Annotated in this window: 14 protein-coding genes; 3 read left to right on the top strand and 11 right to left on the bottom strand. The window is 70.3% G+C overall.

The window, feature by feature from the left end:
* Positions 1-12: 12 nt before the first annotated feature.
* From K4L06_RS05810 to K4L06_RS05795, 4 genes are all read right to left on the bottom strand, one after another.
* Positions 13-372, bottom strand: a complete 360-nt coding sequence (locus K4L06_RS05810; protein ID WP_221670502.1) for a hypothetical protein — start codon at positions 370-372, stop codon at positions 13-15.
* The gene (locus K4L06_RS05805) at positions 369-1,079 is read right to left on the bottom strand and encodes a hypothetical protein (RefSeq protein ID WP_221670501.1); all 711 of its coding nucleotides are present in this window, start codon (positions 1,077-1,079) and stop codon (positions 369-371) included. The genes K4L06_RS05810 and K4L06_RS05805 overlap by 4 nt, the downstream gene beginning before the upstream one ends.
* Complete coding sequence (locus tag K4L06_RS05800) at positions 1,076-1,939, bottom strand: DUF2167 domain-containing protein (RefSeq protein ID WP_221670500.1); 864 nt, start codon at positions 1,937-1,939, stop codon at positions 1,076-1,078. Before K4L06_RS05800 ends, K4L06_RS05805 begins: the two co-directional genes overlap by 4 nt.
* A 139-nt stretch (positions 1,940-2,078) precedes the next feature.
* On the bottom strand, positions 2,079-5,546 hold the full coding sequence (locus K4L06_RS05795) for a PAS domain-containing hybrid sensor histidine kinase/response regulator (protein ID WP_221670499.1): 3,468 nt from the start codon (positions 5,544-5,546) through the stop codon (positions 2,079-2,081).
* An 875-nt stretch (positions 5,547-6,421) separates the two neighbouring features.
* On the opposite strand from K4L06_RS05795, the gene K4L06_RS05790 reads away from it, so the two are divergent.
* Both K4L06_RS05790 and K4L06_RS05785 read left to right on the top strand, forming a co-directional pair.
* Entirely contained in the window at positions 6,422-7,666 is a 1,245-nt protein-coding gene (locus K4L06_RS05790) for a serine protease (RefSeq protein ID WP_221670498.1), read from the top strand.
* A gap of 406 nt (positions 7,667-8,072) precedes the next feature.
* Positions 8,073-9,308, top strand: a complete 1,236-nt coding sequence (locus K4L06_RS05785) for a serine protease (RefSeq protein ID WP_221670497.1) — start codon at positions 8,073-8,075, stop codon at positions 9,306-9,308.
* A gap of 544 nt (positions 9,309-9,852) precedes the next feature.
* On the opposite strand, the gene rpmG is transcribed toward K4L06_RS05785, so the two are convergent.
* Positions 9,853-10,017, bottom strand: a complete 165-nt coding sequence (rpmG, locus tag K4L06_RS05780; protein ID WP_064746009.1) for a 50S ribosomal protein L33 — start codon at positions 10,015-10,017, stop codon at positions 9,853-9,855.
* A gap of 13 nt (positions 10,018-10,030) precedes the next feature.
* Positions 10,031-10,267, bottom strand: coding sequence for a 50S ribosomal protein L28 (gene rpmB, locus K4L06_RS05775; protein ID WP_064746010.1), 237 nt, complete (start codon positions 10,265-10,267; stop codon positions 10,031-10,033).
* Between the two features lie 268 nt (positions 10,268-10,535).
* On the opposite strand from rpmB, the gene K4L06_RS05770 reads away from it, so the two are divergent.
* A complete protein-coding gene (locus K4L06_RS05770; RefSeq protein ID WP_221670496.1) occupies positions 10,536-10,934 on the top strand; it encodes a GFA family protein in 399 nt (132 codons plus the stop codon).
* Positions 10,935-10,944: 10 nt separating this feature from the next.
* Here K4L06_RS05770 and K4L06_RS05765 read toward each other — a convergent pair whose 3' ends face one another.
* The 5 genes from K4L06_RS05765 to K4L06_RS05745 all read right to left on the bottom strand — a co-directional run bounded on the left by K4L06_RS05765 (position 10,945) and on the right by K4L06_RS05745 (position 14,146).
* Complete coding sequence (locus tag K4L06_RS05765) at positions 10,945-11,280, bottom strand: lipid-A-disaccharide synthase N-terminal domain-containing protein (RefSeq protein ID WP_221670495.1); 336 nt, start codon at positions 11,278-11,280, stop codon at positions 10,945-10,947.
* Positions 11,281-11,290: 10 nt separating this feature from the next.
* Positions 11,291-12,031, bottom strand: a complete 741-nt coding sequence (locus K4L06_RS05760) for a glycosyltransferase family 2 protein (RefSeq protein WP_221670494.1) — start codon at positions 12,029-12,031, stop codon at positions 11,291-11,293.
* A gap of 192 nt (positions 12,032-12,223) precedes the next feature.
* Positions 12,224-13,189, bottom strand: a complete 966-nt coding sequence (locus K4L06_RS05755) for an NAD-dependent epimerase/dehydratase family protein (RefSeq protein ID WP_221670493.1) — start codon at positions 13,187-13,189, stop codon at positions 12,224-12,226.
* A gap of 135 nt (positions 13,190-13,324) precedes the next feature.
* Complete coding sequence (locus tag K4L06_RS05750; RefSeq protein ID WP_221670492.1) at positions 13,325-13,759, bottom strand: hypothetical protein; 435 nt, start codon at positions 13,757-13,759, stop codon at positions 13,325-13,327.
* A 189-nt stretch (positions 13,760-13,948) separates the two neighbouring features.
* Positions 13,949-14,146 (bottom strand): hypothetical protein, encoded by a 198-nt coding sequence (locus K4L06_RS05745; protein ID WP_221670491.1) that lies wholly within the window; start codon positions 14,144-14,146, stop codon positions 13,949-13,951.
* Positions 14,147-14,320: the final 174 nt, after the last annotated feature.

The following is a 14,320-nucleotide window of genomic DNA, read 5'->3' as shown; positions in this document are numbered from 1 at the left end:
TGCACCGACGATTCACCTATCGGCATCGTCGCCGCCATCCCCACGCCCCAACCCCAGCTCGCGCATCGCCGCCGCATAGGCGCGGTCGATCTGGATGATGCGCAGTTGGGCCTGACGGCGCGCGTCGCGGCCGAGAGCGGCGAGGCGTTCGGGCGAGTATTCGTCGCGCTTGGCCCGATAGGCCGCATCGACGGTGCTGCGGTCCGCGTCGGCGTGGGTGCCGAGCACCTGGTGCCAGGGCGGGTCCGGATCGAACAGGGCCGGGCCGGGCGCGGGTTCGCCGCGGTCGCGCAGCAGCGGCCAGACCACCGACACCAGCCAGTAGCCCAGGACCAGGCCGCCGACGATGACGATGAATTCGGTGGAGGTCATCGCAAACGCTCCCAACGTTGCCGGGCGGCGAGCAGGGGCGCGCCGTCGCCATGGAAATCCATCGCCATCGCCAGTCGCTCGCCGACCTGGTCGGCCAGCGGCCGCCGCTGCGGCGGGGCGAGCAACCGCCGCGCCGCCTCGACGGCATCGCCGCGCAGGCCGCGCCTGGCGCACAGCCGGCGCACGACGTTGACCGCATGCGGCGGGCAGCACAGCAGTTCGAACGCCAGCGACAGCGCCTGGCGGCCGCTTAGCTCCAGCACGTCGCGATAGCGCCACAGGCGCAGCCCGATCAGCAAGGTGGTGGCGTAGATGCCCGCGGCCAAGGCCAGCATCGCCAGCGGGTGTGGAAACCGCCACAGCAGCAGCGGCAGCGCCAGGAACAGCAGGCACGACAACAGCAGGCAGTGGATGCGGAAGCCGCGCAGCGCGGCGACGAAATGGGCCAAGCCGGGCCAATGCTCGCCCGCCGCGGGCGCGTCGCCGCGCAGCCAACTGCTGCGGAACACGGCGGCGTCGGGGCGCAGCGGGTTGGGCAGGTACAGATAGCGCCCGCCGGTCTGCGCGGCCGAACCGACCGACGCGGCCCAGCCGCGGCCGCGCTGCACCACGACGATCTCGTCGTAGTGCAGCAGCATCGCCGAATCCTGCAGGTAGAACCCGATCACGCCGAGCACCAGCAGCAGCTCGACCGAGGGCAGGTTCATTCCTGCGACGAGTCCTTCTTGCGCCCGAACAGCTTGGCGATCGCGCCGCCGATCGCGACCAGGCCGACCAGGACCAGCTTCCAGGCCTTGACCAGGAACAGGCCGATCGCGGCGAAGACGCCCTTCTTGCTCGCCACCGCGGCGGCGCCGCCGGTGATCAGCGCGGCCAGGCCGAACTCGGCGACGTGGTCGCCGGGCTTGAACTCGCTGTACTTCTCGCCGTCGTTGAAGGCGTAGCCGGGAACCAGTTGCTTGAACTGGCCGACGGCCTGGTCGAGGCCGGCCGCGTCGGCGACCAGGATCGCTTCGGTGACGCCGTGGCGGCCGAGCAGGCGGGTGTTGTAGTTGACGATCTTGTCCGGCGAGTTGGAGGTCGAGGCCAGCACCGCCCATTCCAGGTTGTGGCTGGTCTTGTCGTATTGGGGTTTGACGCTCCAGCCTTCGATCTTCATCGTCTCCCAGCCGCGCTTGCGGCGCTCGACGTTGCCTTCCTCGGTGCCTTCGCGGATTGAGTCGAGGATGGCGTCGGCATCCAGCGACTCTTCGTCCTTGACGTAGCCGATGTCGTTGTAGTGGAAGAAAGAAAACCACTCCAGGTTCTTGGGCGCGAGGGTGTACTCGTCGGTGTCGGTCGGCGGGTTGTGCAGCAGCTCGTTGAGCTTGCGCGTGCCGGCGGCATCGAGGAAGGCGTAGCCGTCGGGCACCTGGATGGTCGCCTTGTCGGCGATCGCGCCGCGGGTCGGGCCGAGCTTCCAGGCCAGGTTGGCGACCGCATCGGCGCCGGAATCCTGGGCGGCGATGGGCAAGGCGGTGCCGGCCAGCGCGAACGCGGCCAGGACGCAAAGCAAGCGTCTGCGCATGATCAAGTTGTCCCCTTTTGAATCTTCCGTGATGGGACGCCGTCGGGCATGCCGCCGCGCCGGCCCGCGATCGCGTCCCTGGATGGCGCGGGTGCGGCCAGCTTAGGTGACCCGGGTCACGTCGGCAATGTGGGCGCGATCAGGCTTGCGGCGCCTGCCGCTGCGCCGCCAGGAACGCGCGCAGCGAGGCCGGCCTGATCGGCTTGGTCAGCACCCGGCAGCCGCGTTCGCGCGCGGCCAGCTTGAGCGCGTCGCTGCCGTCGCCGGTCAGCAGCGCCGCGGGCAGCGGCGCGCCGAGGCGTTCGCGCAGGGCATCGATCGCGGCCAGGCCGTCGAGTCGATCGTGCAGGTGGTAGTCGACCAGGGCCACGTCGGGCTTGTGCTCGAGCAGGGCCAGGGCGTCGTCGACGGTGGCGGCGAGCAGAGCGTTGGCGCCCCAGCGGTCGAGCAGGGCGCGCATGCCGTCGAGGATCTCGCGGTCGTTGTCGATGCACAGCACGCGCAGGCCGGCCAGCGAGTCGCCCAGCGCGGTGTGGGCGTTGCCGGCGGCGACCGCGGCGCGAGGCGTCTGGCCGCAGGGCACGGCGATCGAGAACACGCTGCCCTGGCCGATCTGCGAGCGCACCCGCAATGGGTGGTCGAGGGTGCGGGCGATGCGCTGGCAGATCGACAGGCCCAGGCCGAGCCCGCGTTCGCCGCCGCCGCCGGGCTGATCGAAGCGGCGGAACTCGTCGAAGATCTGCTCCAGGTGATGCTCGGGAATGCCGGGGCCGGTGTCCCAGACCTGCAGTTCGACATCGCCCGGCCGGGACGGATCGTCGCTGGGCCGCGCGCGCGCCGCCATCAGCACCCCGCCCTCGCGGGTGTAGCGCAAGGCGTTGGCGAGGAAGTTCTGCAGCGCGCGGCGCAGCAGGCGGCGGTCGCTGCGCACCGGCATCGAATCGCGGGCCACCCGCACGCGCAGTTCCAGGCCGCGGCCGGCGGCGCTGGGCGCGTACTGCGCGGCCAGCTCGCGCAGCAGTTCGCCGGCGTCGAAGTCGCTGAGTTCCGGACGCAGGGCGCCGGCATCCAGGCGCGAGATGTCGAGCAGGCCGTCGAGCAGGTCCTCGGCGGCGCGCAAGGAGGCGTCGACGCGTTCGGCCAGGCGCCGCTGCTCGCCGGGGTCGGCGCTCTCGCGCAGAGCGGTGGTGAACAGGCGCGCGGCGTTGAGCGGCTGCAGCACGTCGTGGCTGACCGCGGCCAGGAAGCGGGTCTTGGACTGCTGCGCCGACTCGGCCTCCTGGGTGCGTTGTTCGACGCGCTGCTCCAGGGTTTCGTTGGCCTCGCGCAGCGCCTGTTCGGCGCGCTTGTAGTCGGTGACGTCGCTGTAGCTGGTGACGTAGCCGCCGCCGACCAGCGGCCGGCCGACCATCTCGATCACCTGGCCGCTGGCGCGCACGCGCTCGAATACGTGCGGCGCGCCGGCGCGCAGGTGGGCGAGGCGGCGCCGCACTTGGTCGTCGATGTCGCCGGGGCCGAGCTCGCCGCGCTCGGCGTTCCAGCGGATCAGGTCGCTGACCGGCCGGCCGACGTAGAGCATGCCGTCTGGGTAGTCGAGCAGTTCCTGGTAGCGTCGGTTCCAGGCCACCAGGCGCATCTCCGGATCGACCACGCTGACCCCTTGGCTGATGTTTTCCAGGGTGGTCGACAGCACTTGGCGGTTGAAGCGCAGCTCCTGGTTGGCCTCGTCGAGCAGGGCGACCACTTCGCCCAGTTCCATGCCGGAACCGCGCAGCGCGCTGGTCAGGGTCAGGCGCGCCGATGCGGCGCCGATCGCCGCGGCCAGCAGGCGTTCGGTGAACTGGGCCAGGGCGCGGTCGGCCAGTTGTTCTGGCTGCCATTCGCGGCCCTGCTGCTGGGCGTAGTCCTCGAACGCGCGGCGGGCGTGGCGCTCGCCGACGATGCGCTCGGCCAGGGCCAACAGGTCGCCGCTGCGCACGCTGCCGGCCCAGCCGCCGGGGCCGAGCGCCGGGCGGCGCACGTAGGGGTCGAGGAACGACGCGGCCAGCAGTTGCTCCTGCAGCCGCGGCCGTTGCCGCGCGGAAACGAACAGGAAGGCGCCGATGTTGGCCAGCAGCGACCAGAACGTGCCGTGGGTCAGCCCGTCCCAGCCGACCAGGCCGAACAATTGCTCCGGACGCAGCCAGGCGATGCCGAGCGGACCGGTCGGCAGCCAGTCGCCGCCGATCCAGCCGCCGCGCGCCAGCGCCGGCAGCAGCAGGGTGTAGCTCCACACCGACGCGCCGGCGATCAGGCCGGCCAGCGCGCCGGCGCGGCTGGCGCCGCGCCAGTACAGGCCGCCGATCAGCGCCGGCGCGAACTGGGCGACCGCGGCGAAGGCGAGCAGGCCGTGCTGGGCCAGGCCGTTGGCGCCGAGCGAGCCGCGGTGATAGGCGTAGGCCATCAGGGCCAGGGCGACGATGGTCAGGCGGCGCACCCACAGCACCTGGCGGTCGAGGCCGGCGCTGTCGCGCAGCGCGCCGCTGCGCAGCAGCAGCGGCACGATCAGGTCGTTGCTGACCATCGTCGACAAGGCGACGCTGGAGACGATGACCATGCCGGTCGCGGCCGAGAAGCCGCCGATGTACACCGCCAGCGCCAAGGCCTGGCGGTCGAGCTGCAACGGCAGCGCCAGCACGTAGGTGTCGGGCGAGACGCCGCTGGCGGCCAGCAGCGATTCGCCGGTCAGGGTGATCGGCACCACCAGCAAGGTGATCAGCAGCAGATAGCCGCCGAACAGCCAGCGCGCCGGGCGCAGGTCGTTGGGGTCCTGGCACTCGACCACGGCGACGTGGAACTGGCGCGGCAGGCAGACGATCGCGGTGAAGGCGAGCAGGGTCTGGGTGACGAAGCCGGCCGGCAGGCCCGGCTGGATCACGATGTGGGCGGCATCGCCGATGCGCTGGGCCAGGCTGCCGTCGCCGGGCAGGTGGATCAGCGCGAACACGCCGATGGCGATGAAGGCCAGCAGCTTGACCAGCGATTCCAGCGCCACCGCCAGGACCATGCCGTGGTGGTGCTCGGTGGCGTCGATGCGGCGGGTGCCGAACAGGATCGCGAACACCGCCAGCATCATCGCCACGTAGAACGCCGGGTCGGCGAGCAGGCCGCGATCGGCCGGCACCCCGGCCAGCACCTCCACGCTCATCGCCACCGCCTTGAACTGCAGCGCCACGTACGGCACCGCCGCGGTCAGCGCGACCGCCGCGACCAGTGCGGCCAGCCCGGGCGCGCGCCCGTAGCGCGAGGACAGGAAGTCGGCGATCGAGACGATGCGGTGCTCGCCGGAGATCAGCACCAGGCGTTCGAGGATGCGCCAGCCGAAGGCCAGCATCAGCAGCGGGCCGAGATAGATCGGCAGGAAACCCAGGCCGGTGCGCGAGGCGGTGCCGACCGCGCCGTAGAACGTCCACGAAGAGCAGTAAACCGCCAGCGCCAGCGAGTAGACGGCCGTGCGCAGCCAGCGCGCGCGCGGCGTGCGTTCGCTCTGGTCGCCGTAGTAGGCGACCGCGAACAGCAGGCCGACGTAGCCGGCCGATACCAACAGCAGGATCCAGCCTGGGATCAAGGACGCGGCGCCGGGGTGGATGGACCGGCCGAGTTTACGGCTTCGCCGCTGCAAGCGGGTCGGGGCGGGAATGCGACTTTGGGCGCGACGGTTGGGGCGCGGCTTGGGGCCGCTATGAGGCCAGGTGGGTTCTGCCGCGGTCGTGGATGGTGTTTGCGAGTCCCCCAAGTCGTCATGCCCGCGCAGGCGGGCATCCAGAGACTTCAGCGCCATGCCTGGATGAAGCCCTGGATCCCCGCTTTCGCGGGGATGACGGCAGATGAGTTCCGCCGCGGTCGTGGAGGGTGTTGGCGAGTCCCCCAAAGTCGCCATGCCCGCGCAGGCGGGCATCCACAGACTTCAGCGCCATGCCTGGACGAAGCCCTGGATCCCCGCTTTCGCGGGGATGACGGCAGGTGAGTTCCGCCGCGGTCGTGGAGGGTGTTGGCGAGTTCCTTCAGGCCGTCATGCCCGCGCAGGCGGGCATCCACAGACTTCAGCGCCATGCCTCGGTGCGGCGCTGCGCTCCGCTATCGCTGCAGGTCCGCGCCGCACCGCCACCGGCTTGCGCATTGCTGTCCTGCCGCATCGTGGGATCGGCCGCGCCCGGCGTGCTGAACGCCGCTTACCCGCGCCACAGTCGGGTTGAGCCGGCTATCAAGGTTCCGCGATGCGTCCGCGCTCGCGCGCCGCGGAGCCTACCGCGGTCACGGTTTGCCGTGGCCGCATTTGCCAAGGTCGCCCGCGCACGGCCGACCCGGGCCGTGCGCCATCCGATCACCCACGGCGCAGCAACCGCCACGCTCGTCCGCCGACCGTCCCGGTGCGGCGCGACGGCGCGCGCCCGCACGCTTCCACGTTGCCTTCGCGCCACCACGCCACAGGAGGATTCGCGAATGAACCACGGACTGCCGAACCAGCCGGTTTCCCGCTTGCTCGCCCCCGCCCTGCTCGCCGCCGCCCTCGGGCTGGCGCTGCCGGCCGCGGCGCAGACCGCGCCCGCGCCGATCAAGATCGCCGACGTGCGCGCCGTCGATCTGCAACTGGGCGCGCAGCCCGGCCGCGTCGGCCGCGCCGGCGTCGACGCCGGCGCCAAGGCGGTGGAGATCCGCACCCCCGATGCATCCTTCATCAAGGTGCATTTCGAACACTTCTCGCTGCCGGCCGGCGTCACCCTGGAAGTGGCCAGCCCGGACGGGCGCGAGGTGTACCGCTACAGCGCCGACCGCCGCGACGGCCACACCGTCGCCGCCGAGCTCGGCGAAGACGGCAAGACCCGCTTCTCGGCGATGTCGATCTCCGGCCCGGTCGCGGTGCTGCGCCTGGTCGGCGTCGCGCGCGAGCCGTGGCGCGCCGATCACGGGATCAAGGTTTCGCGCTATCTGGAAGGCTATCCGGAGGACATGCTGCCGGAGCTGCAGAACGAAGGCCTGCTCGGCACCGACGTCGGCGGCAAGTCGATCTGCGGCACCGACAACAAGCGGGCCGCGGCCTGCTACGTCACCAGCGATGCGTTCGCCTACGCCCGCTCCAAGCCGGTGGCGCGCGCGGTGATGAGCGGCGGCAGCCTGTGCACCGCCTGGCGGGTGGGCGCGCAGAACCGCATGTTCACCAACAACCACTGCATCAGCACCGCCGCCGGCGTGGCCGGCGCCGAGTTCTGGTTCAACTACCAGCGCAGCACCTGCACCGGCGCCCAGGCCACGGTGACCAAGGTCGCCGGCGACCAGATGCTGAAGACCAACACCACCCTGGACTACACGCTGTTCACGGTGAAGAACTTCGCCAACATCTCCAGCTTCGGCTACCTCGGCCTGGACCCGCGCGCGGCGGTGGCCAACGAAGGCATCTTCATCGCCGGCCACCCGGGCGGGCGGATGAAGGAGCTCAGCATCGCCGACACCCAGAACAGCGGCGGCAAGTGCCGGGTCGATGCGCCCAGCGTCACCGGCAACGCGCCCAACAGCGACGTGGGCTATTACTGCGACACCGAAGGCGGCAGCTCGGGCTCGCCGGTGATCGCGCGCTCCAGCGGCAAGGTGCTGGCGCTGCACCACTTCGGCGGCTGCTTCAATTCCGGCGCCAAGATCTCGCTGATCTGGCCGCAGGTGTCGACCTATTTCGGCGGCGTGATTCCGTAACCCGAAGCGCCCGAACCGGCGCGCGGCTGCGGTGCCGATGTCGGCGCCGCAGCCGCGCTTACCGCCGTCGGCGGCATCGGCGGCGAGCGACCAGGTGCGCATGCGCCGCTGCGGCTGCGGCCGGCGCTCGCCGATCGCGATACCGCCGCACGCATCGCGGCGCGGGTCCCGGTTCGCTCCGCTTCGCGACGGCGTCGCGCGTTCAGTCGATGCGCACACCCGCGTTGCGCGCTGCATTCAAGTTCCGGATATCGGCCGTTCGAATCCGATGCGGTTCACGTTTATGCGCGGAATCGGCCGCGTTCGACGCGCCTGTGCGGCGCCGTCGCTGTGCAAGCTCTTGCCCGGCGCCTGCGCGGCGATCGACGTCGCGCGGTGAGCGCCGGATCGTGATCAAGGAGACGAGATGTCCATCGCAAACCTTCCGACCTGCGCGCTCGGCCTGCTCGTGAGCGCCTGCCTGTCCACCGCATCGGCCCTCGCCGCCGAGCGCCCCGCGCCGCTGCGCGCCGGCGAAACCCGCGCCGTCGCTCTCAGCCTGGGGCCGCAGGCGGGCCTGTCGAAGTCGGCGTGGTCCAAGCCGGTGCAGATCCGCACTGCGGACGCGGCCTACATCAAGGTGCATTTCGAGCACTTCGCCCTGCCCGCCGGCGTGACTCTGGAAGTGTCCGACCCGCAACGCCGCGAGGTGTACCGTTATAGCCAAAGCGACCTCGGCCGGCACACCGTCGATGCGACGCTGGGCGAAGACGGCAAGACCCGTTTCGGCGCGATGTCGGTCGCCGGCAGCACGGCGGTGCTGCGCCTGGTCGGAACGCCGACCGAGCCGTGGGCGCCGCACCACGGCGTGCGCGTCAGCCGTTACGACGAGGGCTTTCCGCAGCCGCTGATGGGCGAGCTGGGCGAGGCCGGCCTGCTCGGCGGCGATGCTTCGTCGAAGTCGATCTGCGGGGTCAAGGACAGCCGTCCGGTGGCCTGCTACGCCGGCACCGACGCGACCGCGGTCGCGCGCTCCAAGCCGGTGGCGCTGATCCTGCTCAACGGCACCAAGTGGTGCACGGCCTGGCGCGTCGGCGCAGGCAATCGGGTCTTCACCAACAACCACTGCCTCGACAGCGCCGCCGACGTGGCCGCGTCCGAGTACTGGTTCAACTACCAGGCCACCACCTGCGCCGGCACCACCAGCGGCACGGTCACCAAGGTCGCCGGCGACCAGATGCTCAAGACCGACCAGACTCTGGACTACACCCTGCTCACGGTGAAGAACGCCGCCGCCATCTCCGGCTTCGGCTATCTCAGCCTGGACGTGCGCAAGCCGGTGGTCGGCGAAGAGATGTACATCAGCGGCCATCCGGCCACGCGCATGAAGGAGTTGTCGGTGGTCAGCGATCGCGACGGCGGCGGCCGTTGCAAGATCATCGATGCCGATGCGGACGGCTACGGCACCGATACCGATGCCGGCTACTACTGCGACACCGAGGGCGGCAATTCCGGCTCGCCGGTGCTGGCGCGCTCTTCGCACAAGGCCGTGGCGCTGCACCACTTCGGCGGCAACTGCAACCTGCAGGCGCCCAACCGCGGGGTGAAGATGCAGCTGATCTGGCCGCAGGTGAAGTCGTTCTTCGGCAACGTCGTGCCCTGATCCGGGCTCCGTCGCAAGGCCGCGGATCGCGCGGCCTCGTGGCGTCGGCGGATATCCGCATTCCTGCCGACATCCCCGCGAAGGCGGGGATCCAGGGCTCTATCCGGGGATGACGCTGAAGTCTCTGGATGCCCGCCTGCGCGGGCATGACGGCTTGGGAAATCGCCAAGGTCGGTCCACGACCGCGACCAGCCCACCTGGTGTCATCCCCGCGAAGGCGGGGATCCAGGGCCTTATCGAGGCATGACGCTGAAGTCTATGGATGCCCGCCTGCGCGGGCATGACGGCTTGGAAGGGCGTCGTCGAACCCGGCCATCGTCGTTGTCGCGAGTGCAGAGGCCCCGGGCGTTGTTCCGGCCTGGCTCTGAAGCCGCGATCATCGATCCCGAGTCCCGAGTCCCGAGTCCCGAGTCCCGAGTCCCGAATCCCCAAAAGAAAAAACCCGCCACGAGGGCGGGTTCTTTCTGAAGGCTCTGGATCCCCGCTTTCGCGGGGATGATGCAATGGCGAAGGCGTTCGCGCTAAGCGCGAACGCGCCATTGCATCACTTGATCTTGCCTTCCTTGTAGATCACGTGCTTGCGAACGACGGGGTCGTACTTCTTGACCTCCATCTTGTTCGGGGTGTTCTTCTTGTTCTTGTCGGTCGTGTAGAAGTGACCGGTGTTTGCCGTCGAGATCAGGCGGATCTTGTCGCGCTTGGAAGCCATGGTTCAGTCCTCCTCAGATCTTTTCGCCGCGAGCGCGGAGCTCGGCGAGGACGGCGTCGATGCCGTTCTTGTCGATGGTGCGCAGGGCATTGGCGGAAACGCGCAGCTTCACCCAACGGTTCTCACTGGCGACCCAGAAGCGGCGCTCGTGCAGGTTGGGGAGGAAACGGCGGCGGGTCTTGTTCATGGCATGCGAGACGTTGTTGCCGGTCGTCGTTCGCTTGCCCGTTACTTGGCATACGCGGGACATTGCGCACCTCAAAAGGTTGGTTGCTTCCCTTAGCCAGGGAGGCGGCGGCCCCGATGCCCCGGGGGCATCGCGCGATACGGGTGGAAACCTCGTCTGCACCATGGCGGCCGGAATCGCACTTCCGGGGCCGCCCGGGCATCCACAAGGAATGCGCCGGACACAGCGAGCCGCGCATTATGCAGGTAAATCCGCGCCGGAACAAGCACTTGGCGTCCGGCCGCCGGTGTGCGGCCATAGCGCGGGCCATCCGGCCCCGGAGGAGGGGGCAATGACCCGTCGCACAGCGTCCTGCGCCTGCGGCCAGCTCAGCCTGAGTTGCGAGGGCGAGCCGCTGCGGATCTCGATCTGCCACTGCCTGGCGTGCAAGCGCCGGACCGGCAGCGCGTTCAGCTATCAGGTGCGCTTCCCCGAGGCCGCGATCGCGGTCCGGGGCCGGTTCAGCCGCTACGCCCAGGCCGGCGACAGCGGCAACCTGGCCCGGTTCGGCTTTTGTCCGCAATGCGGCTCGACCGTGTTCTGGCGGCCGGACGCGCTGCCCGGGATCGTCCTGGTCGCGGCCGGCGCGTTCGCCGATCCGGCGTTTCCGCCGCCGCCGACGGTCTCGGTATACGGCGAGCGACGCCACCCCTGGGTGGCGCTGCCGCCGGCCTGCGAGGACCTGGACTGAGCGTCGGGCCTCAGTGGCCGGCCTTGTCCCGGTGCCAGCCGCGGTGCTTGATGTCCAGGTACAGGCTGTAGGCGGCGGTGAAGGCCGGGAACAGGTTCTGGATCACCCCGACCGAGTCCTGCTTCTGCGAGAACAGGAAGTAGCTCAGGGTCATCGCGCTGCCGACCAGGCTCATGTACCAGAACAGGCGCGGGATCACCGGCTTGCCCATGCGCTTGCTGGCGACGAACTGGACCAGCCAGCGGCCGCCGAACATCAGCGCGCCGACCAGGCCGATCAGCTTCCACGGCGACATGTGCAGGCCGGTCCAGGCCAGCCACTCGATCGGCGAATTCATGACATCCATGGCGGCGCCTTCAGCGTTCGACCACCGCGGTGACCTTGCCGCGGCGGATCAGCCAGGCCACCCCGCGCAGGTCGGCGATGCCGACCAGGGCGCGGTTGAGGTTGTTGTACTTGGACACGCCGGCGCCGCGCGCGCGGTGGTTGACCGGCACGCTCAGGGTCTTCCAGCCGGCGCGCTGCATCAGCGCCGGCAGGTAGCGGTGCATGTGGTCGAAGTAGGGCAGCTCGAGGAAGGCCGCGCGTTCGAACAGCTTGATCCCGCAGCCGGTGTCGGGGGTGTCGTCGCGCAGCATGCGGCGGCGGATCGCGTTGGCCCACTTCGAGGCCCAGCGCTTGCTGCCCGAGTCCTGGCGGTTGACCCGCCAGCCGGCGAACAGCTTGACCTCCGGCGCCGATTCGGCGCGCTTGGCCAGCAGCTTGGGGATGTCGGCCGGATCGTTCTGGCCGTCGCCGTCGAGGGTCGCGATCCAGGCGCCGCGCGCGGCCTTGACCCCGGTGCGCACCGCGGTGCTCTGCCCGCTCTGGGTCACGTGGTGCAGCACGCGCAGCTCGGGCACGCCGGCCTTCAGCGCCTGCAGCGCGGCCAGGGTGCCGTCGCGCGAGTGGTCGTCGATGTAGACGATCTCGAAGTCGCCGCCGTCGGAAGGCGAGCGGCCGCGCAGGGCGGTGGTGATCTCCTCGATCAACGGCGCGACGTTGTCCTGCTCGTTGAATACCGGAACGACGACGGACAGCTGGGGCGATTGGGTCATGGCTCGGAAACTCGCGTTGGGCGCTCGGGGCCGGGGCCGTCTACTGCAACGGGAACCGCGGCCGCCGCGGGCCTTTCTTATGGGCCGCCCGCTCCCGCGAGAGAGGGGCGAATCGTACCGGCGCGGTACGTTGCCGCGCCGTGAGGCGGTCCGGCCGGCGGATCCTTCCGCGAAGCAGGCCGGGCCGCGGGTTCAGGCATTCTCGCCGAAATAGGTCCGGCACCATTCGACCACAAGCGGCAGTCCGCGTTCGATCGACGTCGCCGGCTCGAAGCCGAACGCGGCCTGGGCGCGGGCGGTGTCGGCCATGGTCTCGACCATGTCGCCGGGCTGCATCGGCCGGTAGACCTTCTGCGCTGGCTTGCCGGCCGCGGCCTCGATCACGCCGATGAAATGCTCCAGCTCGACCGGGGTGTGGTTGCCGAGGTTGAACACCCGGTGCGGCGGGGTCTCGGTGGGCGGATGGTCGAGCGCGCCGAGCACGCCGGCGACGATGTCGTCGATGAAGGTGAAGTCGCGGCGCATCTTGCCGTGGTTGAACACCTCGATCGGCCGTCCGGCCAGGACCGCGCGCGAGAACAGCAGCGGCGCCATGTCCGGCCGGCCCCAGGGGCCGTAGACGGTGAAGAAGCGCAGGCCGGTGGCGCGCAGGCCGTACAGCTGGGCGTAGGTGTAGGCCATCAGCTCGTTGGCGGCCTTGGTCGCCGCGTACAGCGAGCGCGGCTTGTCGATGCGCTGGTCTTCCGAGAACGGCGGCACCGCCGAGTCGCCGTACACCGAGGAGGAACTGGCGTAGGCCAGGTGCTGCACGCCGCGGTGCCGGCATAGCTCGAGCAGGTTGACGAAGCCGACCAGGTTGCTGTCGACGTAGGCGTGCGGATTGCTCAGCGAATAGCGCACCCCGGCCTGGGCGGCGAGGTGGATCACCCGCTCCGGGCGGACCTCGTCGAACAGCGCGGCCAGGCCGTCGCGGTCGCCGAGGTCGATGCGGCGGATGTCGACCTGCGGGCACAGCGCGGCGACGCGGTCGCGCTTGAGTTGGGGGTCGTAGTAGTCGTTGTAGTTGTCCAGGCCGACGACGGCGCGGCCCTGGGCGCGCAGGGCGCGGCAGACGTTGGCGCCGATGAAGCCGGCTGCGCCGGTGACGAGGATGGTCATGGAAGCTGCGGCGGAATGGGGAGGGACGGGGCAGGCGGCGCGAGACGCGGTCGTGTCGCAGCACCCGCGGCAGCTTGGCCGCGGGCGCCTGAAGCCTAGTTCACTGCTGATTGCCGCATTGCGGCAGGCGGCGGTTTATTGCGCCGAGATCTGCTTCGCCAGGCCGAAGGCCTCGTCCAGCTGTTCCTGGCTGGCGGCGTCGATCCAGACGTAGACCTTGACCTTGCTCTTGGGCTTTTCGCCCGGCAGGGAGACCACGGTCTCGCGCGAGTAGGGACGCGCGTTGCCGACGGTCGCCTTCTTGTGCCAGGTCACCGCCTGGGTGCCGACCGTGCCCTTCTCGGCGCGCGCCTTCTTGGCCGGCTTGAAGCTGCGCTGGCCCAGGTACACGCCCAGGCCGGTGCCGGTGCCGAGGCTGGACGGCAGCTCGAGGTAGCAGATGGTGTAGTTGGCACCCTGGCGCTGGCCCCATTTCAGGCTTGCATCGTTGAGCTCGGGGCAGGTCCCGTTCGACTGCGCCCAGGCCAGGACCGGTGCCAGCATCAGTGCGGCGGCGGCCATCCATTTCATGTGCATCTCCTTCTCGGTGTCGGGTTCGGTCGCAGCGGCGACGCCCAAGGCCCGGCCGGAGGGAAATCCGGCTGGGCGGGCGGCGATTGCGGAGGCGCCAGTTTAGTGGATAACGGCGCCGGTTCCGGCGTCGGGGTCACAAGAAAAGCGCTCGGGCCGCGTCGTCGCGTCCCCGCCGCGGAGCCGGATTCAATCGGCGGCGGCTGCGCGGTCTTCGGGCGGGTGGCCAGGATAGAGGGCCAGGTCCAGGCCGATCCCGAGCCGAGCCGCCGCGGCAAGCAGGTCGGGCTCCAGTTCCAGGCCGCAATCGTCGTCGCAGAACAAGCCGATGAAGAACCCGGCGCGGCCGCCGTCCCCGCGCAAGGCCTGCAAGGCCTCGGCACGCAACGACAGCCGCTGCAGCGTCTCAGCCAGAAACGCTTCCAGGGGCTGCAGCCGCGAGTCCTGTGGCTGCGGCCCCGGCGCGAGGTCGGCGCTCCAGCGCGATTCGCGGTAGGTCCCGGATAGGGGCTGGCCGTTCGGAGTTGCGCGCGGATCGCCGGCGCGGCTGTGCCGGCAGGT

Source organism: Lysobacter sp. BMK333-48F3 (assembly GCF_019733395.1).
Taxonomy (GTDB): Bacteria; Pseudomonadota; Gammaproteobacteria; order Xanthomonadales; family Xanthomonadaceae; genus Lysobacter.
This window is presented reverse-complemented; position numbering and strand designations above follow the sequence as displayed.